Origin of the sequence: Maricaulis sp., assembly GCF_048268525.1 — a bacterium.
Lineage (GTDB): Bacteria > Pseudomonadota > Alphaproteobacteria > Caulobacterales > Maricaulaceae > Maricaulis.
In genome coordinates, this window is the sequence record NZ_JBLWVH010000003.1 from 83,219 (window position 1) to 105,393 (window position 22,175).

Genomic DNA, 22,175 nt, shown 5'->3' on the forward strand with positions numbered 1-22,175 from the left:
AAGGAGCGTGACCATGAGTGATTATATCGGATTGGATGTGTCTCTTGAAGACACGCATTTGTGTGTGGTGGATGGCCTGGGCGCGGTGACCGCGCGGGCTGTGGCCCGGACGGATCCGGACGATCTGGCGAAGGTGATCCGGGATCTGGCGCCCAAGGTTAAGACCGTCGTGCTGGAGACCGGCGGCCAGAGCGCCTGGCTGCAGCAAGGGCTTGAAGCGCGCGGCATCCCGGCGGTGATCCTCGATGCGCGCCAGGCCAAGAAGGCGCTGTCGGGCCGGCTCAACAAGACCGATAGCAATGATGCCGAAGGTCTGGCCCAGCTGGCGCGCACCGGCTGGTATCGCGAGGTGCTGGCCAAGCGCCCGGAGACGCGGCGCATCCGTGCCGTGCTGATGGCGCGCGAGCTTCTGGTGCGTCAGCGCCGCGACCTGTCCAGCCAGGTGCGCGGCCTGCTGCGCGGCTTCGGCCTGGCGGTCGGGCGTATCGGACATGCCGGTTTCGAGGCGCGGGTGCGCGAGCTGGCACAGGCCGAGCCGGCCCTGCTGGCCGCGCTGGAGCCCTTGCTGGCCGTGCGCCGGGTGCTCGACCGCCAGCTCGACGCTCTGACCCGCCAGCTCGGCGCCATCGCCCGGGCCAGCGATGAGGCCCGCCGCCTGATGACCGTACCCAGCGTCGGCGTGATGACCGCGCTCGGCTTCATCACCGCCATCGACCAGCCGCACCGCTTCGCCCGATCCGCCGATGTCGGCGCCTATCTCGGGCTGACCTCGAGACGCTATCAGTCCGGCCAGGTCGACTGGTCCGGGCGCATCTCCAAACAGGGCGACAGCCTGGCCCGCTCACTCCTGTACGAGGCGGCCAATGTGCTGATGACCCGGGTCAAGCGCTGGACGCGCCAGAAAGCCTGGGCGGTACGCCTGGCCGGCCGGCGCGGCGGCGCCAAGGCGCGCGTCGCCCTGGCGCGCAAGCTCGCCGTCATGCTGCACCGCATCTGGGTCGATGGCACCACCTTCAACTGGGCCAATGAGCCCGCCTGAACCGAGGACAAAGCCATGAAAGCCTGACGAATATCCGAACGCCGAGCTTGTCCCCGCCGGGACGAGCGGCCGGGCCAAACCCGCTGTGTCTGTTGCGCCCTCCAGCAGGGATCAAACGCGTTCTGGGACATTGGGAGGCCCGCCCCGACCAAGCCATGATGCGGCGAGCCCACGCAAACCCGGCTCACCAGACCGCGAAGACAACCCTGATACCGGCGGAGACAGACCAACCGGACCAACTCGGAGCTTGACAGAAAGGGCCGCGATTAGACAACAGACACAATTAATCCCCCTGATTCCTCGCGCCCCGGCGCACATCCCACCATAAACCGCTTGCCCGGACCTCGCCGTATCCGGTTCTTCAGGTCAAGGGCCCGCCGGCGGGCCGCTTCGCGGTTTCACCCTTGAGCTGAAGAACCGGATACGGCCTGCTGGCTGACAAGCGATCTATGGATAGCCGAGCGCGACCGGGGCCGCGCCGGTCTCCGGCTCAATCTGATGCTCCAGGGCTGGATTTCAGATCGACGGCTTATTCATCGACGCACCGCGAAAGCTTGACGCGGCGTGCCATGGGCTTACCTAGGCGCACGTGTTCCAGGAGCGCCCTTGATGTCCGACGACAAACTCATTCCCGCCAGCCCCGATGCCGACGCCTATGCCAAAACGGCTGACGCCAATGCCGCGGAGATTTTTGACCGCGAGGACCCTTTTGCCCTGTTCGCCGACTGGCTGACCGAGGCGAAGAAGAAAGAGCCCAATGATGCCAACGCGATGGCGCTGGCGACGGCGGATGCGTCCGGCCTGCCGGATGTGCGCATGGTGCTCTTGAAGGATGTCGATGCCGACGGCTTCGTCTTCTACACCAATCTGGAAAGCGGCAAGGGCGGGCAGTTGGTGGACAATCCGCAGGCAGCGCTTTGTTTTCACTGGAAGTCCCTGCGTCGTCAGGTGCGGGTGAGGGGGGCGGTCGAGCCGGTCAGCGACGCCGAGGCCGATGCCTATTTTGCCTCCCGGGCGCGGGACAGCCGGATCGGCGCCTGGGCCTCGAAACAGTCGCGCCCGCTGGAAAGCCGTTTCGCGCTGGAAAAATCGGTCGCCCGAGAGGCGGCGCGCTTCGGTCTGGGCGAGGTGCCAAGGCCGGCGCACTGGTCGGGCTTTCGAATCCGCCCGTTGAGCCTCGAGTTCTGGCGCGACCGCCCCTTCCGCCTCCATGATAGAATGTTTTTTGACAGGCCGGATTTGGGGTCGACTTGGACGGTGACCCGGTTGTATCCCTGAACCGGATGCCTGAGGGGGCCCGAGTTGTGGACACTTTGACGAATATCCTGCGCCTGGTGATCCAGACGCTTGGCTGGATCCTGGCCCTTCTGGTGCTGGCGACGCCGCTCTGGTTCCTGGTCGCCGCGCTTGGCACCAAGCTGGGCTTTTGGGGTTATGAGTTCGGTCTCGACTGGATGACGCTGGAGACCGGGCCGAAACTGGTTCTGGCCTGTGCCGTCGTCGGCGTGTTGATGGGGCTCCTGCTCATTGCCTATCGTTTTTCGGCGCGCCGCTGGTTCGGTGTGGTCAGCCTCCCCATCCTGGCCCTGGTGATCGCGGGTGGCGGCTATGCCGGGCGCTATGTCTATGACGGCCTGACCGCCAGCCGCCCCTATGTGCTGGATGTGACCACCGACGCTGCTGAGCCGCCGCACTTCACCGCCGCCTATGCGTCGCGTCGCGGCAATGCCCAACGCTCGTTGGACTACGACCCGTCCTTCGCCGCCGCACAGGCGGAGCATTATCCGCACCTCACCAGCCTGATCATCGGACAGGATGCAAGCAGCGCCTTTCGCGAGGCCCTGCTCTATGCCCGCGACAATGGCTGGCGCATTGGCACGGCGTCGGATTCAGCCGGCATGTTCGAAGCGGGTGCCGAAGGCCTGATGTACGGCTTCCGCGACGACATCTCGGTGCGCGTCCGCGAACTGGAAGATGGCCGCACCCGGATCGACATCCGCTCCCTGGCCCGCCAGCCCGTCCACGATCTCGGCCGCAATGCGCGTCGGGTCGAGCGCTTTCTGGCGGTGATGGGTGGTGAGGCCGACGCCGGCTAGCTAGCGGACCTCTTTGTCATCCCTGATGAACGCCCGGCGCAGGCCGGGCAAAAGTCAGGGACCTATGTGATTGCGGGCAGTTAGGTCCCCGCCTTGCGTCCGGCCTTCGCCGGACATCCAGCGGGGATGACAAGGGATGCTTCAGGCTCGTTGGCGAGTCGGGCGCGCTGTCCTGCCGGAAGACCAGGCCAGGCTCCACCCGATCAGTCCTGTCAGAAGAAGACTGATCAGGGCGATCATCCAGCCACCACCGGGAATGTGGATGCCCTGCACCAGAAGGCGCTCATGCCGGCGGATGCTCGCCCATTTGTGCAAGGATCCTTCGGCGAAGGCGTCGGTCGCGAACAGGTCGACCAGGGCACGGCGATTGCGGTAGCGAACGATCACCAAGCGGTCCCAGCCATTGCTGGACGGGTCGGCCCACTGGCTGGAGAAGATGGGGTGGGAGCCGCGTTCCAGCATCAGCGGGACCATCACCTGTGCGAAGCGGGCATAGGCGTCTTCCCCGGTGCCGCCAAAGCCCGATGCGGGCGGATAGTCGGCCTGGTCGTGGAATTCGTAGAGGTTCACCGTATAGACCGGGCGACCGTCATCGCTTTCCAGAAAACCGCGCAGGGCTGCCAGCTCGTGGCGGCCGCCGGGCTGTTGGGTCTGGGCCTCGATTTGCTCCATATAGGCGTCGATTTCTGCCGGGCTCAACGGGTTGGCCTGCCACTGATAGCTCCAGAAGGCGGCCAGCGTCAGCACGGCCATCGCGGCCAGCGCGATCATTCGGATAGGGGGTCTGCGCACGTCGATCCTCATTTCACTTGCAAAATGCAAGTTGAATCGGACAAGGCATCATTTGCTTGCAAAAAGCAAGTGAAACGATAGGCAGAGGCATGTCCCGCACGTCAGACGCCTGCCGCTCGCACTGCCCGATCAATTTCGTCCTCGAGACCTTCGGCGACCGATGGACGCTGTTGATCGTGCGCGACCTGATGTTCAAGCAAAAGCAGACCTATGGCGGCTTTCTGGAGTCCGACGAGCGGATATCGACCAATATCCTGGCCGAGCGGCTGAAGCGGCTGGAAGCCCACGGCATCATCGAGCGGCACGGGCCGAAAGGGCAGCGGCAGGTGTATGCGCTGACGTCGAAAGGCCGGGACCTGCTGCCGGTCATGCTCGAAATCACGGCCTGGAGCGCCCGCCACGACGCCGCCACCAATACACCGCCCGAGTTTTTGCAAGCCTATGAGGCGAACCCGGAGGGGGTGAAGGCCGCGGTGCTGGCGCAGCTGGATGGCGCCGGGCCGGATCCGGATTGAGCCGGACCTAAGCCGCTTCGGCCAGTCTGAATGTCGCGGTCAGGTCGATCTGATCGACCGCGTCGCTGGCGACCTTGCCGAGTTCGACCAGGTGGATCACATGCGCCAGCACCGAGTGGGCGGCGGCGGGGTGAAGGCGCTTGTCGATATCGGCATACATCACCTCGACCATCTCGCGGATCGTCGAATGGCCGTCGGCGAGGCAGGCGAGGATCTGGTCCTCGCGGGCGAGGCGGTGATCGATATAGGCCTGGATGAACGAGGTCGGGGCTTCGATGGCCGGGCCGTGGGTCGGCCAGATGCGCGTGAAGTCCCGGTCCCGCATGCGGCCCAGCTGGTAGAGATAATCGCCCATATGCCCGTCCGGCGGGCTGATCACGCTGGTCGACCAGGCCATCACATGGTCGCCGGAAAACAGCGTGTTTTCCTCCAGCAGCGCGTAGCAGACATGGTTGGAGGTGTGTCCCGGCGTGTGCAGGGCCTGCAGCGACCAGCCGTCGCCGTTGAAGGTCTGCCCGTCAACGATCTGGATGTCCGGCTGGAAACCGACATCGTCGCCGGCCTCGAGACGGACCTCGCCGCCGGCCGGCGCCGTCTGTTGGGGTCCGAAGCCATAGACCTTCGCGCCATGGCGCTCGGCCAGCGGATGGGCGAGGGGGGAATGGTCGAGATGATGGTGGGTGACGAAGACATGGCTGACCGCTTCGCCATCCAGTGCCGCGTCGAGCGCCTCGATATGGGCCGGGTCGACCGGGCCCGGGTCGATCACGGCGACCGAGCCATGGCCGATGATGTAGACGCCGGTGCCGGTATAGGTGAAGGGGCCTGGATTGGGCGCCACAACGCGCCGGATCAGCGGGGAGAGCGTGTCACAACGCCCGTATTCGAAGTCGAAATCGCGTACGAATGGAATTGAACTCATGAGACTTGCTTGATCGGTTCCGGTTTGGGATGGCCGAGGAATTCCAGAAATGCCGCGGCCAGCCGTCTGGTGACTTTGATCTTGTCATCCAACTGCATCGCGACCGGCGGACCCATATCAGTTTTGTTCACATCCACGACATAGAGCCGTCCGTCGTCGCGATTGCGAAGCACGTCCAGTCCACCCCAGTCCAGTCCCATGGCGCGGGTGAAGGCGGCCAGCTGTTCGCGCTCGCGGGCGGTGAAGACGTCATTGGTCTCGGCGCATTCGATCTCGTCATTGGAATTGGAAAAGCGGGTCGCGAGCTTGCGGCGCTTGCGGATGACGAGGGGGATGTGACCGTCCATGGTGGCGCAGCGCAGGTCCTCGACCATGCCGCCCGGAACGGTGTTGTCGATCACTCGCTGGTAGACCCGGCCCGGACGGGCGGCCTCGATCGGGCCCTGGATCACGCGTCCGTCATGGGCGCCGTTGAGTTCGGACTTCTCTACCATGGCGCCGGTCCATGTTGTCGGATCGACCGACAGGGAATAGCCGAAGGACTGCTCGAACACCTGCGCCACATGGCTTTTTTCGATGCTCTGGCAGTCGCGATTGATGACCCGCGCGCCCGGCGGAACATGGCAGGGCTGGCAGGTGGTCGAGTCGTCAAACACGAACACCGCATCGGCCTCGCTGGGCTGACGGGCGATGCGCGCGCCGGCGGCGTGCAGCACGGACCAGATCAGATACCAGGGGCGCGGCCGGTCCGGCGCGAACCAGATTTTCGGCCCGTCGGTCCGCAAGGCTGACTTGATGCGCCAGCCCTCGACGATGAAGTAGAACGGAAACCAGGACAGGACCTCGCCGATCAGTCCCAGTTTGAGCGGAAGGCGGGCACCCGTCTTCTTGACGGTGACGACACCGTCCTGGAACTCGAAATCTCGCCACCACAGCGCACTGTGCATGGATAGGCCTTTCTGCTCGAAACCGTGCCGCATCCTAGGCATTCGCCGGACACATGCAATTCACTCGATATCACGGGCGGCGCGGAATTTGCGTAACCGGGGTGTGTCGTCTTGGTCACGGGAGGGGAATGTGAACGCCGGTCGATTTCTAGGCAAGCGCATCTTGCGGCTGGGCTGGCTCATGCTGGCGCTGATCATGACCCAGATTTTTATCAGTGAGGCGACAGTTGAGCCTACACTGTCGCGGACGGCCCCCTTGCCCCCGCTGGCTGCGGATGATGCTGCATTACAGCAACAGACCCTTCATTGACATCACGCGCCTCGCATTGAAACTGCGCGAACCTTGGACTGAGCCGAACAATTTATGCTTGGATTTGTACTCAGACGCTTCAGCGTCGCCATCCCGACGATTCTGGTGATCATCACGGTCGCCTTTTTCATGATGCGTGTCGCTCCGGGCGGACCGTTCGATCTCGAACGTCCGATGCCGGAAGAGACGCGCCAGCTTATCGAGGCCCGTTATGGTCTCGATAAGCCGCTGATTTTTCAGTATTTCGACTATATGGGGAACCTCTTCCAGGGGGATCTCGGACCGTCGTTGAAGCTGCGCGACAAGAATGTCGCCGAGATCATCGCGGAAGGCTTCCCGGTCTCTGCCACAATCGGCCTGTTCTCGATGCTGCTGGCGATCGGACTTGGAACCCTGCTCGGATCGATTGCCGCGCTGAAACAGAATTCCGGCACGGATTTCTCGGTCATGACCTTTGCCATGGTCGGGATATCCATCCCGCCCTTTGTCATGGGTCCCATCCTGGCACTAGTCTTCGGTCTCTATATGGGATGGGTGCCGACCGGCGGCCTCGATCCGCGCTATGGCATGACGCCGGACCGGCTGATCCTGCCGGTGATCACGCTGGCCCTGCCGCAGATCGCCATCATTGCCCGGCTGATGCGCGCCTCGATGATCGAGGTTGTGCGCTCCAACTATATCCGCACCGCCCGGGCCAAGGGCCTGTCGGCGCCGGCGGTGATTGTCCGCCACGCCCTGCGCTCGGCCATCCTGCCGCTGGTCTCCTATCTCGGACCGGCTTCGGCAGCAGTGATTTCCGGCTCGCTGGTGATCGAGCGGGTCTTCCAGCTGCCGGGCATCGGCAAGCATTTCGTCGATGCCGCCCTGCAGCGTGACTATACCGTCGTGATGGGCGTGGTCATCGTCTATGCGACCCTGATCATCGTTTTGAACCTGCTCGCTGACCTTCTGTACGGCGTGCTCAATCCGAAGGTGAAGTACGAGTCATGACCATGCTCACCACTCCCAAGGAAAAGGCCGAGCTGCTCGAGAAAGCCGCCGTCCAGGGCCGTTCGCTGTGGGATGATGCGCGCGCGCGCCTGATGCGCAACCGCGCTGCCGTCGTGTCGATGATTGTTCTGGGTATCCTGGTCTTCCTGGCCACGGTTGGCCAGCTGCTCTGGGTGCATGACTACGACACCATCTACCGTGACCGCGTGTGGATCGGGCCGACCATGGAAAACCTGCACATCCTCGGCACTGACGCCCAGGGCCGCGACATGGTCGCGCGCATCCTGGTCGGGCTGGGCGTGTCGCTGATGGTCGGCATCGTGGCGACCTTTGTGTCGCTGGTGATCGGGGTGACCTGGGGCGCGACAGCGGGCTTCATCGGTGGCCGCGTTGACCAGCTGATGATGCGCTTCGTCGACATCCTCTACTCGCTGCCCTTCATCTTCTTCGTGATCATCCTGATGGTCACCTTCGGGCGCAATATCGTGCTGATCTTCGTCGCCATCGGCGCCGTCGAATGGCTGACCATGGCGCGGATCGTGCGCGGCCAGACCATTGCCCTGAAGGGCATGGAGTTCGTCGAGGCGGCCCATGCGGCCGGTGTCTCGCGTCCCAATATCATCCAGCGCCACATCATCCCCAACGTGCTCGGCCCGGTCGTGGTCTATGTCACGCTGATGATCCCGGTCGTGATCCTGGCCGAAAGCTTCCTCAGCTTCCTCGGACTGGGTGTGCAGGAGCCGCTGACCTCGCTCGGCCGCCTGATCTCGGCCGGCGCGCAGGACATGGAGCCGGCCCCCTGGACGCTGATCGGACCGGCCGTGACCATGATGGTGACCCTGTTCTGCCTCAACTTCATCGGCGACGGCCTGCGCGACGCGATCGATCCGAAGGATCGGTAGGCGCGCCGGACAGCGATATCAAAGGGCCCTTACGCTCTTTTGTCATCCCCGCGGGATGTCCGGCGAAGGCCGGACGCAGGGCGGGGACCCATGTGGTCGCCACCAGCTAGGTCCCTGACTTTCGCCCCGCCTGCGCGGGGCGTCCATCAGGGATGACAATCATTGGGTAGGCACACAAAAAAGAAAGGCCGTCGGAGCGATCCGGCGGCCTTTCAATTTGCCCTGTGTATTCGCCCTAGCGTTCGCGCTCGACGCGGATGGCCCGGCCACGGCCGTTGATGCGCAGCAGGTAGCTGGTCATCGCGCCGCGGCGGATCTCGGCGATCAGGTTGTCGCCACGCGGGACGCGGACCCGGTCAGTGTCGGTCTGACGCCACACCTGGCCGTTGGTCATGTAGAAGACTGTGGTGTTGTAGCCGACGGTGCGGGTGCGTTCGATCTGCATCTCGACCCGGAAGACCTCACCGTCATCGGTGCGCTCGGTAATGGCGACGGAGCTCTCGGTGGCTGCGGCGGCGGCCGGTGCCTGGGCTGTTGCCGTTGCGGCGGGAGCTGGCGTCGGCGTGGCGGTCGGTGCCTGGGCGGTCGCCGGTGGGGTGGCATCGGCGACAGCGGCGGGGGCGCTATCCGTCCGGTCGACCATGTCGGCACCGGCGAGGGCATCGTGCTGGCGGTCGGCCGCCGCCATTGTCAGGCGGGGCAGGCGAAGCCGCGGCAGGGACGGCATGGAAAAGCCGAAACTGTCACCTTCAACAGCGGCGACATCATTGCGTGTCACCGTTATCAGCTCGCCGCTGTCGCGGTCGCCGGCGAGGCGTTCGGCGGCGCTGTCAAAACAGGCCAGCCGGGCGGCGGTCTCGGTGACGCCGCGACAGGCCAGGATGCCGTCCACCGCATCGTCGCCCTGCAGGCCGTAGGCGCTGGCGGGCATGGCGGTGGTGAGTAGAAGCGCGGCGATAACCGCGTGACGTGAGACTGTCATGAGACCCTCGATTGGTTACTCGACACGTTCGGCCCGGAAACGGCGGCCGCCATTGTCCAGGCGCATGAAATGGGAGCCCAGGGCTCCGTTGGAGATGGTGGCGGTGTATTCGGTGACGCCGCGGCGGCGCGACAGCTGGACATGGGTGTTGTCGGTCTGGCGCCAGACCTGGCCATTGGCCAAGCGGACGATCAGGTCGCCGGAACGGTTCTCGGAGATCTCGAGCACCCGCAATCCCTCGATCCGTTCGATCTGGCCGCTGTCATCACGGACAATTGTCCGGTCCGGTGATGCGGATTCGGCTTCCAGGGCCGCCAGCTCGACATCCTCGCCCCCGCCGGGCAGGGACAGGCCCGGCAGGCGGAGTTGCGGGATGCTCAACCCGTAAGTGGCCTCCTCGGCGGCCTCGATCTGCTCTCGGTCCACCGCGACCACATCGCCGCGTTCGGTCTCGCCGCGCAGGGCGTCGACGGCCGCGTCCAGACAGGCCAAGCGGGCGCTGTCATCGACAATGTCGCGGCAGGTGAACAGCGGGTCCAGCGGTGAGCTGTCACCCTGGGCGAACGCCGGAGCTGAGATCAGGGCGGCGGGGAGAAGAATCAGTAATCGCGCGTTCATGGTCACTCGTGTAAATCTGACAACTTGATCGACTATGCGCGACCGGTCGGCCACTGTCGACCGGCCGATGATGTTCAGATAGAACATCGGTCAGTGACTCGTCGTGCTGCTTCGGAGGGGAGACCGAAACCGTGATCCGCACAAAGATTTTCAATACCGTCCTCATGTCTGCCTCGGCGCTGGCCCTGGTCAGTTGTGGCGCCAATGACGCTGCCGATTCCGACCGGACTGTCCTGAACCGGGGCAATAATGCGGAACCGCTCTCGCTGGACCCGCACAAGGCGTCCGGCACCTGGGAAAACAACATTATTGGCGACATGTTCCTGGGCCTCTTCACCGATGATCCGGACGGTGCGCCGGTCCCGGGCATGGCGGAAAGCTGGGAAGTCTCCGAGGATGGCCTGACCTGGACCTTCTCCCTGCGCGAGGCGGTCTGGTCCGATGGCGAGCCGGTCAAGGCGAGTGATTTCGTCTTCGCCTGGCAGCGCATCGCAACCCCGACCACGGGCGCGCAATATGTGTCCTTGCTGTATCCGATTGCCGGTGTCGAGGAAGCCGCCACGGGTGCTGCCGATCCGTCCTCGATCGGTGTTCGCGCCATTGATGACCTGACGCTGGAAGTCCAGCTGGTCAATCCGGCGCCCTATCTGCCGGGTCTGCTGACCCATTACACGACCTTCCCGCTGCCGCAGCATGTGGTCGAGGTCTATGGCGATGAATGGGTGCGCCCGGGCAATATGGTGTCCAACGGTGCCTATACGCTGGAAGACTGGCGGACCAATTTCTACGTCCATCTCGTGCGCAACGAGAGTTTTTACGACAACGAAAATGTCTGTATCGACGATGTCTTCTTCTATCCGACCGTCGACAATTCGGCAGCCGGTCGCCGGGTCCGCAATGGCGAGCTCGACCTGAACATGGAATTTCCCGGCCAGCAGATGGAATTCCTGCGCCGCGAGATTCCCGACTATGTTCGCGTCCATCCTTTCATGGGCACGATCTATTTCTCGGTGAACACGACGCTTGAACAGTTCGATGATCCCAATGTCCGCAACGCGCTGGGCATGGCCATCGACCGCAATTTCATCGCCAACGAGATCCTGCGGGCCGGTCAGGTCCCCGCGTATTCGATGATCCCGCCGGGTGTGGCCAACTATCCGGGCGGCGTCGAGGCCGAGTGGGCCGACATTCCTGTCGAGCAGCGCCGTGAAAATGCACGGGCCTTGCTGGAAGCAGCCGGTTACGGCCCGGACAACCCGTTCGAGTTCGAATACACCTACCGCGCCACGGGCGATAATCCGCGGATTGCCCCGGTGGTCCAGAATGACTGGTCGGCGATTGCCGAATGGGTCCAGCCGGAACTGATCGTCAACGACACCCAGATCCACTACGACAATTTGCGGGCCTCGGATTTCGAGGTCGCCGATGGTGGCTGGATCGCCGATTACAACGATCCCTACAACTTCCTCTTCCTCGGCGAATACCGCTCGGTGCCGATGAATTATGCCCGCTACAACAATCCGGAGTTCGACAGCCTGGTCACCGAGGCCAATCGCGAGCTGAACCAGGAACTGCGCGGTCGGATGATGGCCGATGCCGAGCAGATGTTGATCGACGACATGCCGATCATCCCGATCGTCTTCTACGTCAACAAGAGCCTGGTGAACCCGCGTGTCACCGGCTGGGAAGACAATCTCACCAATATCCACCGCTCGCGCTATCTGTGCTTTGCGGACCTGGAAGACGGTGGCAACTCAGCCGAATAAGGCTGAAGCGCTTGTCAGAAGAGGCCCTGCCGACCTAGCTTGTGTTCGCACAACGCTAGGGGGCAGGGCTTTTTCATGACCGGTAGTGATCCAATCAGTGATGCGGTGGTGGCCGGAAGCGCCGCCGGCGAGCTCGGCGACGCGATCCAGGCTTCCAGGCGCAAGAAGCGCGAACGGTATTCTGTCTTCCAGGCACCAACACCGGCCGGCGCCTGCTCCAATTGCTCGACCCAGCTGTCCGGCCCGGTCTGTCACAGTTGCGGCCAGACAGCCGACACCTATCACCGGCCGATCTGGGATTTGCTGACCGACATTCTCGACGGGCTTTTCGGCCTCGAAGGTCGTTTGTGGCGAACGCTTCCGCCGCTCATGTTCAAGCCCGGCAAGATCACCCAGAACTATCTCAGCGGTGTGCGCGCCCGCTATGTCATGCCCTTCCGACTCTATCTGACGGCCAGCGTGCTCTTCTTCCTGCTTGTCTTTGCCTTTGACGGTATTGGCGGCGGCGACGACACTCCGGCCACGATTGACCCGGAAGACGTCGCCAGTGTCGAGGCGAACCTGACCAACCTGGACGCACAGTTGGCCGAAGCCGGAATATCGCCGGAACAGCGCGCCGAAATTGTCCGCATGACCGAAGCCGGAATCGATCAGGCGCAATCCCCGCCGGACCTGCCACCGGAAGTCCGGACGATGCAGGGGCAGGTCAATCGCGACGAGATCAAACGCTCCTTCCGCCAGGCGCTCCTGCCCGAGGACTTTCCCGCAGAGACTGCCGGCGAAGACGCGGGCGAGGACGGGCCGGTCGTTGTCGGAGATGGCGTGATGGTCGATCCCAACGGGCTTGATGAGCTACCCCTGCCGGTCCGTCGTGACCTGGCCGATCGAGCCGACCGCATCATCGACAGCGGCGGTGCGACCCTGGCGGCGGAGATGCAGCGCTGGGCGCCGACCATGATGTTCTGCCTGCTGCCGCTCTATGCGCTGATGCTGGCGGCCATGCACTTCTACAAGAAGGGCTATTTCTTCTACGATCACCTTGTGGTGTCGCTGCACTTCCACGCCTTCATGTTCTTCCTGATCACCGGCCTGTCACTGGCGGCGCATATCATCCCGGGCTGGATTGCAGTGATGATCGGGCTGGTCTGGTCGAACTGGTATCTCTACCGCCTGCACCGGACGGTCTACTCGCATGGTCGCTTCAGTTCGATCCTGCGTCTGGTCGCGCTCGATTTTGCCTATTTGATCCTGTTGAGTTTCGCCTTGCTGGGCCTGCTCATCGTGAGTGTCATGACCACCTGAGTTGGCGGGTTCGGGACGGGGTTCGATTCCTCCCTTCGAGACAAAAAAGGGCCCGCTGGTGCGGGCCCTTTTCCGTTTCGGCGGTGACCGCGTATCAGTTCGGCACGGCGGTGCTGGAGCGCATCTGGATGCCGGGCTGGTTCATCTCCTGGCGGGCCTGCAGGGCGGCGCGCACTTCCGGCATGTCCATCAGTGCATTCAGGCGAGCCGCTGACTGGGCCGTTTCGGCTGAAACACCGAACAGTTCCTGGAAGGCCTCCATCGGCGAACGCTCGGCCGGGAAGCGACGCAGGCGGATGCGTTGGTCGGCGTCGATGCCGGCGAACTGGCGGGCGGCGCCAATGGCATCGCGCAGGCCACCGATCTCGTCGACCAGACCCAGATCCAGAGCCTGGGCCCCGGTCCAGACGCGGCCGCGGGCGATTTCCAGCACCCGTTCCAGCGGCAGGTCACGACCATCGGCCACGCGCTGGGTAAAGTCGTCATAGATATCCGACATCTGCGAGCGATAGGCCGCGCGCTGGCTGTCGGTCCATTCCTGCTGACCCGAGAAGGCGGTGGCGTATTCGCCGCCGACCGCGATGGTCTCGGCGTTCAGGCCCACCAGGTCGAATGTGCCATCGAGCACGATCTTGCCGCCGAGCACGCCGATCGAACCGGTCAGCGTGGTCTCGTGAGCCAGCACATAATCGGCCGGCGCCGCGATATAATAGCCGCCCGATGCAGCCATCGAGGCCATCGACACGACGACCGGCTTGCCGGCTTCGCGGGCCCGGATGATGGCATGCCAGACCTGGTCCGAGGCAATCGCCGATCCGCCCGGCGAATCAACGCGGATCACGATGGCACGGACCGAGGCATCGTCGGCAGCGGCCAGGATGGCTTCCGACATGAAGTCGCCGCCAATCATTTCCTCACCACCGAACGGGCTGCCCGTGGGGTTGCCGGTGACAATGGCGCCCTGGCCCTCGATCAGGGCGATGACCGGACCATTGCTCCAGGCCGGAGCCGACTGGGCGTGGTATTGGGCGATCTCGACAAAGCTGGCCTCGCCACCCAGTCGGCCGCGCACGGCTTCGCGGGCTTCAACGACCTGGCCGAGCTGGTCGATCAGACCCAGTGACTGGGCTTCCTCGGCCGTATGCGGGGCTGATTCGAACATCGCACGCAGGGCAGATTCTTCGAGGCTGCGGTCTTCGGCGATTCGGAGAACCGCAGTGTCATAGATCGAACCCAGGAATGATTCGGTCGCTTCGCGGTGCGCCTCGGTGAAGTCGCTTTGGGTGTAGGTGTTGGCGGCGCCCTTGTATTCGTGGAATTGCTCGAATTGCGGGACCGCGTCGAAATGGGCGAACAGGCCGCCCAGGAACATGGTTTCGGAGGCCAGGCCGGCAGCCGTGAAGCTGGTCGTGTCCTGCAGCCAGATCTGGTCGGAACCGGAAACGGCGAAATAACCGGTCACGCTGGTGCCTTCAAAGCCCTGGGCATGGGTGATGACGAATTTGCCGGCGGCGCGGAAATCCTCGATCGCGCCGCGCAATTCTTCCGCAGCGCCCGGCGACATGCCGAATTCATTGGCCCGGATGAACAGGCCGGCAACCCGGTTGTCGGTTTCGGCACGCTCGAGCGTGCGGACGACTTCGACGGTGGACAGCGGTTCGGCAAAACCGAAGGGCGAGCGTGACGGGCTGTCCAGGCGACCATCGCGCAGGTCCAGTTCCAGCACCATGGCGGTCTGGGGCAGGGCGGTCTCTGTCTGGGCGCCCTCGACCAGCGCACCGATCGTGGCAAAGACGAGAAAGAGGCCGAGTACCAGGGTCAGGATGGATCCGACGACCACGCCGACAATCGACCCGAAGAATGTAATCCAGAACTGTTTCATAAGAGCCCTTTCGCCCCGCGCTTTCATGACATGTGGCAGGCCCTGCAAGTTGCGGTCCTGTTTGGGTCATTATGTAGGGCGTTGGCGCGAATGGGTCGAGGGATGTGCAGTCGCATGATCCCGGGTGCCGTGAATGATCGCGGCCCCGACGTCGAAATGACGGGAATCATGAGGCGGGAAAGGAATGGTCGGAGTAGCAAGATTCGAACTTGCGACCCCCGCCTCCCGAAGACGGTGCTCTACCAGGCTGAGCTATACTCCGAACCGAGGCGCGGCTTATAGCCAACTCTTCTGTGCCGTGCAACGCGGCAAAGGCAGGCGTGCGCAGTGAGGCGCAGGATGGCCGCCTGTCAGCCCCGCGGAGGCAGGCGGGCAGGGCCCGGCCGCGAGCCGGCAACTGCAAAATCTGCGGGTTGAACTGAGATGAACCGCACAGGGCCGTTGCATCCCCCTCAGGGGTTATGTATTTACGCCGCTCGCCGTCTTAGACGGCTCCGGTTGGGGCGTCGCCAAGTGGTAAGGCACCGGTTTTTGGTATCGGCATTCCCAGGTTCGAATCCTGGCGCCCCAGCCATCTTTTCCAGAAATACCCGGCTGACCCGGTGATCGCAGGTGCTCTGCGGCGCCGGTAGCGGTCCGCTCGATGCCCTCAATCCCGTGATGCGACCGAAATCCGTTGGCGAGAATCGGTCAGCTGGCCGTTGCGGCGCCCGAGCGGGTGATGTCCGCGTGTCCCGATGGGCTGATCACCTGATTGTGAGGGCCGCCCGGCGGGGCGTGAACCTGGCGTGACGGGCGGTATTTGAACGCAACTTCATGGGGCTGGCATTGCTATCCTTGCGCGAACTGCGGTCAGGGGATGATCGTGAGAGGCGAATCTCGCCTTATTGTTATCAGTTCGGGCCGCATTCCAGCCACAAAGATGTATTGATCGTAGTGTAACGCTGGTGTTAGCGTTCAACGGATTTTCAAGCGGCGCTTCTGTGCCGACGAGATGACGGGGAAACCGTCACGGACCGGGTGAACCGCAGTTGCGGTAACCACTCGTGCAGACTTGGGACGTTAAGCCGCTGATATCGGTGGCTTGGCTAGGCCGCTTGAACCAGGAGTAGGGGGCCAGGTCAGCAGGTTTTGCTGGCTCAGCATCGAAGTTTTTTTGGGGCGGGGAGTCTTACGGGACAAACCCGCATAGACCATTGTGAGGCGAGAAATGGTGAACTTGAAGAATTTGGTTCGCGCGTCGCTTATGGCGACTGTGGCGGCGGGCGCCTTTGGGGGGGCCGCCGTTGCGCAGCTGAACCAAACGCTCGAAGTCGCGCGTGGTGATACGGCGAACGGGGCTCAGACCCAGACGCGCATCGAACAGCTGGACGACCAGCGGACGGACATCGAACTGGAATATCGCGCACTGCTCGAGCAGATCGAGTCGCAGCGCCTGTTCGTTGAACAGCAGCAGGTTTTCCTCCGCTCGCAGGAAAACGAGATCGCATCGCTCGAGCAGCAGATCGGTCGCGTTGACAATATCGAGCGTGATCTCGCGCCGATGATGCGCGAAATGGTCGTGCTCCTCGAGGAGTTCGTGACGCTCGACCTGCCGTTCCGCCTCGAAGGCGAAGCTGGCCGTCTGGCCCGCATCGAGCGCCTCTACGAGCTGATCGACAATCCGAACATCTCCCCGGCTGAACGCTACCGCGTCATCCTCAACGCCTATGACATCGAAGCCTCCTACGGCCGCGGTGTGAACGCGTATGACGAGGAAGTCCTGGAAGACGGCATTCCGGTTCAGGTGAAAGTCCTGCAGATCGGTCGCGTCGCGATGATCCGCCGCTACCCGGACAACTCCATGACGATCCTGCACAACGGTTCGTCTGACTGGGAAGCCCTGCCGAACAGCTACCTTGCCAATGTGACGCGTGCCATCCGCATCGCCGACGAAGTGACGACGCCGTCGATCTTCCTCGTGCCGCTGCCTGGCCCGCAGGTCGCCCAGTAACGGCTTGGAACGGAGAGTTAAGATGAAAACCACAATGAAGATGCTCGCCGCTGCCGTTTCTCTTGGCGTGGCTCTTTCCGCCGGTGCTGTGGCCCAGACCCAGCCCGCCGGTTCCCTCAACGAACTCCTCAACCGCGTGCGTTCCGACGCCCGTGAAGCGAGCGCCGACAATGCGGCCCGCCTGCGTGAGTTCCAGTCCTCCACCAACACCCAGCAGGCCCAGCTGAACACCGCACGCGGTACGCTGGCCTCGCTCGAGCGTCAGGCGACCCAGCTGTCCGCTGACTTCGAGAACAACCAGATCCGCATTGACGAACTTGATGCCGAGCTGCGCCAGCGCCAGGGTGCGTTCGGTGAGCTGTTCGGTGCCGCCCGTCAGGCGGCCGGCGAATTTGCCGCCATCATCGACCAGTCGGTGATCTCGGGTCAGTTCCCGGGCCGGGCCGATGCGCTGGAAACCCTGTCCAACTCGCGGACCCTGCCGACCCGTGCGGAACTCGACTTCATTCCGCGCCGTGTCATCGAAGAGATGATCCAGCAGCAGCAGGTCGTGACCTTCAATGGTCGTGTCACCGGTCTGGGCGACGGCGAAGCCGTGCCGATCACCCGTGTCGGTCCGTTTGTTGCCTTCACCAACTACAACAACAACCAGCGTTTCGCGCTCTGGAGCCAGAGCGAGAACACCGGTGCCTATTCGCTGACCGACATGGCGGCCCAGCCGCCGGCCAACTTCATCGGCGCCGCATCTGCCCTGTTCAATGCGAACCCGGGTGAGATCGTCGAAGGTGTTGTTGATCCGTCGCGTGGCGCGCTCCTGAACATCTACAAGGACGTTCCGGACCTCAATGAGCGTATCGAGCAGTCGGGCAATGTCGGTAAGGTCATCATCGGCCTGCTGATCATCTCCGCCCTGTTCGGTATCTTCCGCATGATCTCGCTGCTGATGACCCAGGCTGCCGTCGGTGGTCAGAAGCGCAAGTCGTCCGGTTCCAAGGGCAACCCGCTGGGCCGCGTCATGCTGGCCTATGAAAGCGCCAAGGACAAAGACGTCGAGACCATGGAACTCAAGCTCGACGAAGCCATCCTGCAGGAGACGCCGAAGCTCGAATTCGGTCTCAACTTCCTCAAGCTGGCTGCCGGTATTGCACCGCTGCTGGGTCTGCTCGGTACCGTTACCGGTATGATCAAGACCTTCACCCAGATCACCCTGTTCGGTACGGGCGATCCGCGCATCATGGCCGGTGGTATCTCCGAAGCCCTGATGACCACGGTTCTGGGTCTGATCGCGGCGATCCCGCTTCTGTTCATCCACAGCTTCGCGCAAAGCTTCGCGCGCGGCGTTCAGCAGGTGCTCGAAGAGCAGGCGGCAGGCATGATTGCCCGCCACGCTGAAGAACGCGCACAAGGCTAATCGGAGGAAGCGTTATGGATTTCCAGGCCGTACAAACCGGCCTTCAGGAGTTCCTCGAGCGCGGGGGCCCCGTCCTGGTTGTCATCATGGCAACAACATTTGTGATGTGGGCCTTTATCCTCGAGCGCTTCGCCTATTTCTACATGGCCCATGAGGGCTTTGCGAAATCGGCGAAGAGGGAGTGGAATGCGCGGGCAGACCGGAACAGCTGGTATGCCCACGCCATCCGCGACCAACTCATCTCGGAGGTCAAATCGCGTTGCGATCAGAATGTCGAGCTGGTGAAAACCCTCGTCGCTGTCGCGCCGCTCTTCGGACTGTTGGGAACAGTGACCGGCATGGTCTCGGTTTTTGACGTCATGTCGATTTCGGGTTCCTCGGACGCCCAGGCCATGTCGGCCGGTGTGTCCCGGGCCACGATCCCGACCATGGCTGGCATGGTGGCGTCCCTTTCGGGGCTCATCTTCGCCAACCAGATCGAAATCCTCGCCAAGCGTCGCGTGTCGAAGCTTGCCGATGAGCTCGAGATTGGTGAGGGGGCAGTGGAATGAGGCGTCGCCAAAAACACCAGGATGACCAGGCCGAAGTGAACATGACGCCGATGCTCGACATCGTGTTCATCCTGCTCATCTTCTTCATCGTCACCGCCACCTTCCTGTCGGAAGAAGGCATCGACATGCGACCGCCGCAGGACAATCCGAATGATCCGCCACCTGACGCGGCTCCGCCGATCGTCATCCAGGTGGACGGGGATAACGAGATTTTCGTCAACCAGGTCCGCACCGATGTCGACCGCGTGCTTTCGGCCGTCAACCGCTTCCGGGCGGAAGAGCCGAACTCCGCAGTCCTCCTCGAGGTCTATGACGAAGCCCATCACGGCATCATCGTTCAGATCTGGGATGAAATGGGTGCCAATGGCGTGCCGGTTTCAATCCAGCGTCAGACCGACGGATAGGGGAGGTAGACATGGCTAGACGTGCAAGCCGCGTGAATACCGACGAGGAAGATGTCGAGCTGAACATGACGCCCATGCTGGACGTCGTCTTCATCCTCCTGATTTTCTTTATCGTCACCTCTGTCTTCATCAAGGAGCCGGGCGTGGATACCACCCGCCCCGACGCCGTGACCGAAGATGACGAGAACCCGTCCATGCTTGTTGCCGTGACCGCGGACAACGAGATCTGGGTGAACCGCCGGGTCTATGAAATGAACGAACTCCGCGGGGTTATCGAGCAATTGCTGCAAGAGAACCCGCTGGGCAAGGCCATGATCCAGGGTGATGAAGGTGCCAATATCGGTCTGATCCTCGACGTCCAGGAGCTCCTTTCGGAGATGGAAGTCGAAGTGAAGATTTCGACGTTGCAGTAGCGGGAGGAAAGAAAATGGGAAGTTTCATACGTCTCGTTATCGGCGTTCCGGTTGCGGCCATCGTCACGGTGTTCCTGTTCTATGTGATGCAGGATCTCATCAAGGTTGATCAGGTTGATCAGCCCGAAGAGATCGATGACGTCACCTTCTCGATCAATGATGAAGTGGCCGAGGTGGAAGCCCGTGTCCGCGACACCACGATCGATGATGTGCAACAGGTTGACCCACCACCCCCGCCGCCGCAGATCGAGCGGCAGCGTGCCGAGCAGCCGTCAGAAGGTCTGGCCACCGTCATGGGTGCCATTCCTGACTTCGAAGCGCCTCAGCTGAACTCGGACAGCGTCAGCTTCTCGGTCTCTGACCGTGATGCCCAGCCGCTGGTCCGGATCGAGCCGCAATACCCGCTCCGCGCTGCGGAACGTGGGATTGAGGGCAGCTGTTATGTCCGCTTCGACGTGACGCCGGACGGTACGCCGACCAATATCGACATCTATCGGTGCGACAGCTCTTTCTTCGAGCGCGCATCGACCCGGGCTGTCGAACGTTGGCGGTACAACCCGAAAGTCGAGAACGGTGTTCCTGTCGCCCGCCGTGGCGTGGAAACCCGCTTCGACTTCCGACTGGCCGAATAGTGATACGGGCGCGGCGGACCGCAGGTCTGCCGCGCCCCACCGGCCGCCTGGGCTGAACCGTCGCCAGGGATGAACCAGGACCCAAGCGGTCCGCATCCCCGTGAGTTTTTGGAAAGCCGACCCCGGGGAGTTGGGGCCGGTATGAAGGAGCCATCGATGATCCGTTTCAACGGTTTCGATACATCGGGCCTGCTGCGCTCTGTCGCGACACTCGCCCTCGCCGTGACCATGGCCGGGGTGATGATTACCGACGCCGATGCCCAGCGCCGGCGGAACAACAATAACGAGGAAGACTCCGAGCAGAACCAGGCCGAGCGTGTGTTCTCGGCGGCGATCGGTCAGATCGTGCTGGAAGCGCAGGAGTTCCAGGCCAATGGCCAGTTCCAGGAGTCGATCACGGCCCTGACGCGGGCCTTGGGCAATTCCAGCATCAACCCGTATGAGAGCATGATTTCGCTGCAGATGCGGGGCCGTGCCTATTACGAGATGGACCAGGTAACGCGCGCGATCCAGGATTGGGAAGCGGCGATCGCCACCGGCGCCATGCTGCCGCAGGAAATCGCTGACCTGCGTATCAATATCGGTCAGCTCTACATTTCCCAGGAGAACTACACCAGCGGCATCCAGGCGCTTGAAGCCGCGGTCGCTGTTCTTGGAAATGACGGTCTCAATCCCCGCATCATGCGGATGCTGGCCCAGGCTTACGCCCAGGCCGAACGCTTCCGTGACGGTGTCGTCTGGGCCGAACGTTTCTGGAATGCCCAGCCGCGGTCTGACCGGGTGCGTGGTGACTATTCCCTGATGCTGTTCTTCTACCAGCAGCTCGAGCGTGTGCCGGACCAGTTCCGCATCATCGAGGAGATGGTGGGACGCTGGCCGACCGAGAAGAATAACTGGCGCTCCTACGCCTCCCTGCTGGCCCAGACGGGTCGCGAGCAGGATGCGTTTGAAGCCAACAAGATCATGTATATCAACGGCATGCTCACCGAGAGCCGTGAGATCGTGGCGCTGGCCCAGTATTATTCCTTCTACGAATACCCCTATCGCGGCGCCGTCATTCTCGAGCGTGAGCTCAATGCCGGTGTTGTCGAGCGGACCCGCAACAACCTCAACCTCCTCGCCAATATGTGGCGCCAGTCGCGTGAGTGGGAGCGGGCCATCCCGGTCCTGCGTCAGCTGGCCCAGCTGACCGGCGATGGCGACGACTTCCTCAAGCTGGCCGAAGCCCTGTGGCAGCGCCGTCAGCTCGACGAGGCCGAGGATGCCTTCACCGAAGCTCTGAACCGTGGTGGTCTTGACCGTCCGGGTGATGCGTGGACGCTGCTGGGCAATGTGCGGGCCGAGCTGGGTCGCGAAGAGTCCGCCCTGGCGGCTTTCCGCGAAGGGGCGCGCTACCCGTATTCGCGCCGGACAGCCAATGGCTGGGCAACTTTCATCACCAACCGTCAGCGCGCTGCCCGTGACCGTGTTCGGATCCGCGAGCAGGTCCGTCAGGACGAGTGCCGCTTCTCGATCAGTGACCTGATGGAGACGGCGACCCTGCTGGGTGATGTCGATGAGAATGGCCGCATCGTGGTGGATGTGCCGGAGCGTTGCTCCGACCTCTACAATGTCCACGGCGAGCAGATCAGCGAAGTCGCTGAAGCGGAAGCCGAAGCCAACGAGACCGACGCCGGCTGATCCCGTCGTCCAAGTCTGACACGATCAA

21 protein-coding genes and 2 tRNA genes are annotated in these 22,175 nt (G+C 63.0%); 16 read left to right on the plus strand and 7 right to left on the minus strand.

The window, feature by feature from the left end:
• The first annotated feature begins 13 nt into the window (after positions 1-13).
• The 3 genes from ACN0X9_RS02700 (at position 14) to ACN0X9_RS02710 (ending at position 3,135) form a co-directional block, all read left to right on the plus strand.
• Positions 14-1,039 (plus strand): IS110 family transposase, encoded by a 1,026-nt coding sequence (locus ACN0X9_RS02700; protein ID WP_417486096.1) that lies wholly within the window; start codon positions 14-16, stop codon positions 1,037-1,039.
• Between the two features lie 606 nt (positions 1,040-1,645).
• The gene (gene pdxH / locus ACN0X9_RS02705) at positions 1,646-2,317 is read left to right on the plus strand and encodes a pyridoxamine 5'-phosphate oxidase (RefSeq protein WP_417486097.1); all 672 of its coding nucleotides are present in this window, start codon (positions 1,646-1,648) and stop codon (positions 2,315-2,317) included.
• Between the two features lie 26 nt (positions 2,318-2,343).
• Complete coding sequence (locus tag ACN0X9_RS02710; RefSeq protein ID WP_417486098.1) at positions 2,344-3,135, plus strand: DUF1499 domain-containing protein; 792 nt, start codon at positions 2,344-2,346, stop codon at positions 3,133-3,135.
• A 141-nt stretch (positions 3,136-3,276) separates the two neighbouring features.
• Here ACN0X9_RS02710 and ACN0X9_RS02715 read toward each other — a convergent pair whose 3' ends face one another.
• On the minus strand, positions 3,277-3,927 hold the full coding sequence (locus ACN0X9_RS02715; RefSeq protein WP_417486099.1) for a hypothetical protein: 651 nt from the start codon (positions 3,925-3,927) through the stop codon (positions 3,277-3,279).
• Positions 3,928-4,016: 89 nt separating this feature from the next.
• On the opposite strand from ACN0X9_RS02715, the gene ACN0X9_RS02720 reads away from it, so the two are divergent.
• On the plus strand, positions 4,017-4,442 hold the full coding sequence (locus tag ACN0X9_RS02720; RefSeq protein ID WP_417486100.1) for a winged helix-turn-helix transcriptional regulator: 426 nt from the start codon (positions 4,017-4,019) through the stop codon (positions 4,440-4,442).
• A gap of 7 nt (positions 4,443-4,449) precedes the next feature.
• Here ACN0X9_RS02720 and ACN0X9_RS02725 read toward each other — a convergent pair whose 3' ends face one another.
• Both ACN0X9_RS02725 and ACN0X9_RS02730 read right to left on the minus strand, forming a co-directional pair.
• Positions 4,450-5,364, minus strand: coding sequence for an MBL fold metallo-hydrolase (locus tag ACN0X9_RS02725; protein ID WP_417486101.1), 915 nt, complete (start codon positions 5,362-5,364; stop codon positions 4,450-4,452).
• Positions 5,361-6,311, minus strand: a complete 951-nt coding sequence (locus tag ACN0X9_RS02730) for a hypothetical protein (protein WP_417486102.1) — start codon at positions 6,309-6,311, stop codon at positions 5,361-5,363. Before ACN0X9_RS02730 ends, ACN0X9_RS02725 begins: the two co-directional genes overlap by 4 nt.
• Positions 6,312-6,675: 364 nt before the next feature.
• Between ACN0X9_RS02730 and ACN0X9_RS02735 the strand changes: the two genes are divergently transcribed.
• Positions 6,676-7,611: an ABC transporter permease gene (locus ACN0X9_RS02735; protein WP_417486103.1), complete on the plus strand. Its 936-nt coding sequence runs from the start codon at positions 6,676-6,678 to the stop codon at positions 7,609-7,611.
• Positions 7,608-8,513 carry an ABC transporter permease subunit gene (locus ACN0X9_RS02740; RefSeq protein WP_417486104.1) on the plus strand — a complete coding sequence of 302 codons (906 nt, stop codon included), beginning with the start codon at positions 7,608-7,610 and terminating at the stop codon, positions 8,511-8,513. The genes ACN0X9_RS02735 and ACN0X9_RS02740 overlap by 4 nt, the downstream gene beginning before the upstream one ends.
• Before the next feature lie 235 nt (positions 8,514-8,748).
• Here the strand turns inward: ACN0X9_RS02740 and ACN0X9_RS02745 are convergent, their stop codons facing one another.
• Together ACN0X9_RS02745 and ACN0X9_RS02750 are read right to left on the minus strand one after the other, a co-directional pair.
• Positions 8,749-9,495 carry a hypothetical protein gene (locus tag ACN0X9_RS02745; RefSeq protein WP_417486105.1) on the minus strand — a complete coding sequence of 249 codons (747 nt, stop codon included), beginning with the start codon at positions 9,493-9,495 and terminating at the stop codon, positions 8,749-8,751.
• Between the two features lie 15 nt (positions 9,496-9,510).
• On the minus strand, positions 9,511-10,113 hold the full coding sequence (locus ACN0X9_RS02750; protein WP_417486106.1) for a hypothetical protein: 603 nt from the start codon (positions 10,111-10,113) through the stop codon (positions 9,511-9,513).
• A 131-nt stretch (positions 10,114-10,244) separates the two neighbouring features.
• Here ACN0X9_RS02750 and ACN0X9_RS02755 point away from each other — a divergent pair, with 131 nt between their 5' ends.
• Positions 10,245-11,879: a peptide ABC transporter substrate-binding protein gene (locus ACN0X9_RS02755; RefSeq protein WP_417486107.1), complete on the plus strand. Its 1,635-nt coding sequence runs from the start codon at positions 10,245-10,247 to the stop codon at positions 11,877-11,879.
• 75 nt (positions 11,880-11,954) lie between these two features.
• A complete protein-coding gene (locus ACN0X9_RS02760; RefSeq protein WP_417486108.1) occupies positions 11,955-13,181 on the plus strand; it encodes a DUF3667 domain-containing protein in 1,227 nt (408 codons plus the stop codon).
• Positions 13,182-13,275: 94 nt separating this feature from the next.
• On the opposite strand, the gene sppA is transcribed toward ACN0X9_RS02760, so the two are convergent.
• Together sppA and ACN0X9_RS02770 are read right to left on the minus strand one after the other, a co-directional pair.
• Entirely contained in the window at positions 13,276-15,063 is a 1,788-nt protein-coding gene (sppA, locus tag ACN0X9_RS02765; RefSeq protein WP_417486109.1) for a signal peptide peptidase SppA, read from the minus strand.
• Positions 15,064-15,248: 185 nt separating this feature from the next.
• Positions 15,249-15,325 (minus strand) — tRNA-Pro (locus ACN0X9_RS02770).
• Between the two features lie 237 nt (positions 15,326-15,562).
• On the opposite strand from ACN0X9_RS02770, the gene ACN0X9_RS02775 reads away from it, so the two are divergent.
• The 8 genes from ACN0X9_RS02775 (at position 15,563) to ACN0X9_RS02810 (ending at position 22,147) form a co-directional block, all read left to right on the plus strand.
• Positions 15,563-15,637, plus strand: a tRNA-Gln gene (locus ACN0X9_RS02775).
• A gap of 636 nt (positions 15,638-16,273) precedes the next feature.
• Positions 16,274-17,056: a DUF3450 domain-containing protein gene (locus tag ACN0X9_RS02780; RefSeq protein ID WP_323762542.1), complete on the plus strand. Its 783-nt coding sequence runs from the start codon at positions 16,274-16,276 to the stop codon at positions 17,054-17,056.
• Positions 17,057-17,078: 22 nt separating this feature from the next.
• Positions 17,079-18,467 (plus strand): MotA/TolQ/ExbB proton channel family protein, encoded by a 1,389-nt coding sequence (locus ACN0X9_RS02785; protein ID WP_417486110.1) that lies wholly within the window; start codon positions 17,079-17,081, stop codon positions 18,465-18,467.
• A gap of 14 nt (positions 18,468-18,481) precedes the next feature.
• Positions 18,482-19,018, plus strand: a complete 537-nt coding sequence (locus tag ACN0X9_RS02790) for a MotA/TolQ/ExbB proton channel family protein (protein WP_366511486.1) — start codon at positions 18,482-18,484, stop codon at positions 19,016-19,018.
• Positions 19,015-19,422: an ExbD/TolR family protein gene (locus ACN0X9_RS02795; RefSeq protein WP_417486111.1), complete on the plus strand. Its 408-nt coding sequence runs from the start codon at positions 19,015-19,017 to the stop codon at positions 19,420-19,422. The genes ACN0X9_RS02790 and ACN0X9_RS02795 overlap by 4 nt, the downstream gene beginning before the upstream one ends.
• 11 nt (positions 19,423-19,433) lie before the next feature.
• Positions 19,434-19,835 (plus strand): ExbD/TolR family protein, encoded by a 402-nt coding sequence (locus tag ACN0X9_RS02800; RefSeq protein ID WP_417486112.1) that lies wholly within the window; start codon positions 19,434-19,436, stop codon positions 19,833-19,835.
• Between the two features lie 14 nt (positions 19,836-19,849).
• Entirely contained in the window at positions 19,850-20,467 is a 618-nt protein-coding gene (locus tag ACN0X9_RS02805; protein WP_417486113.1) for an energy transducer TonB, read from the plus strand.
• A 156-nt stretch (positions 20,468-20,623) separates the two neighbouring features.
• Positions 20,624-22,147 (plus strand): tetratricopeptide repeat protein, encoded by a 1,524-nt coding sequence (locus ACN0X9_RS02810; protein WP_417486114.1) that lies wholly within the window; start codon positions 20,624-20,626, stop codon positions 22,145-22,147.
• Positions 22,148-22,175: the final 28 nt, after the last annotated feature.

Excerpts from the sequence above, each read along its gene's own strand:
- ACN0X9_RS02700 (WP_417486096.1), top strand. The coding sequence starts at position 14 with ATGAGTGATTATATCGGATTGGATGTGTCTCTTGAAGACACGCATTTG.
- ACN0X9_RS02720 (WP_417486100.1), top strand. The coding sequence starts at position 4,017 with ATGTCCCGCACGTCAGACGCCTGCCGCTCGCACTGCCCGATCAATTTC.
- ACN0X9_RS02725 (WP_417486101.1), bottom strand. The coding sequence starts at position 5,364 with ATGAGTTCAATTCCATTCGTACGCGATTTCGACTTCGAATACGGGCGT.
- ACN0X9_RS02730 (WP_417486102.1), bottom strand. The coding sequence starts at position 6,311 with ATGCACAGTGCGCTGTGGTGGCGAGATTTCGAGTTCCAGGACGGTGTC.
- ACN0X9_RS02735 (WP_417486103.1), top strand. The coding sequence starts at position 6,676 with ATGCTTGGATTTGTACTCAGACGCTTCAGCGTCGCCATCCCGACGATT.
- ACN0X9_RS02740 (WP_417486104.1), top strand. The coding sequence starts at position 7,608 with ATGACCATGCTCACCACTCCCAAGGAAAAGGCCGAGCTGCTCGAGAAA.
- ACN0X9_RS02745 (WP_417486105.1), bottom strand. The coding sequence starts at position 9,495 with ATGACAGTCTCACGTCACGCGGTTATCGCCGCGCTTCTACTCACCACC.
- ACN0X9_RS02750 (WP_417486106.1), bottom strand. The coding sequence starts at position 10,113 with ATGAACGCGCGATTACTGATTCTTCTCCCCGCCGCCCTGATCTCAGCT.
- ACN0X9_RS02760 (WP_417486108.1), top strand. The coding sequence starts at position 11,955 with ATGACCGGTAGTGATCCAATCAGTGATGCGGTGGTGGCCGGAAGCGCC.
- sppA (WP_417486109.1), bottom strand. The coding sequence starts at position 15,063 with ATGAAACAGTTCTGGATTACATTCTTCGGGTCGATTGTCGGCGTGGTC.
- ACN0X9_RS02780 (WP_323762542.1), top strand. The coding sequence starts at position 16,274 with ATGGTGAACTTGAAGAATTTGGTTCGCGCGTCGCTTATGGCGACTGTG.
- ACN0X9_RS02785 (WP_417486110.1), top strand. The coding sequence starts at position 17,079 with ATGAAAACCACAATGAAGATGCTCGCCGCTGCCGTTTCTCTTGGCGTG.
- ACN0X9_RS02790 (WP_366511486.1), top strand. The coding sequence starts at position 18,482 with ATGGATTTCCAGGCCGTACAAACCGGCCTTCAGGAGTTCCTCGAGCGC.
- ACN0X9_RS02795 (WP_417486111.1), top strand. The coding sequence starts at position 19,015 with ATGAGGCGTCGCCAAAAACACCAGGATGACCAGGCCGAAGTGAACATG.
- ACN0X9_RS02800 (WP_417486112.1), top strand. The coding sequence starts at position 19,434 with ATGGCTAGACGTGCAAGCCGCGTGAATACCGACGAGGAAGATGTCGAG.
- ACN0X9_RS02805 (WP_417486113.1), top strand. The coding sequence starts at position 19,850 with ATGGGAAGTTTCATACGTCTCGTTATCGGCGTTCCGGTTGCGGCCATC.
- ACN0X9_RS02810 (WP_417486114.1), top strand. The coding sequence starts at position 20,624 with ATGATCCGTTTCAACGGTTTCGATACATCGGGCCTGCTGCGCTCTGTC.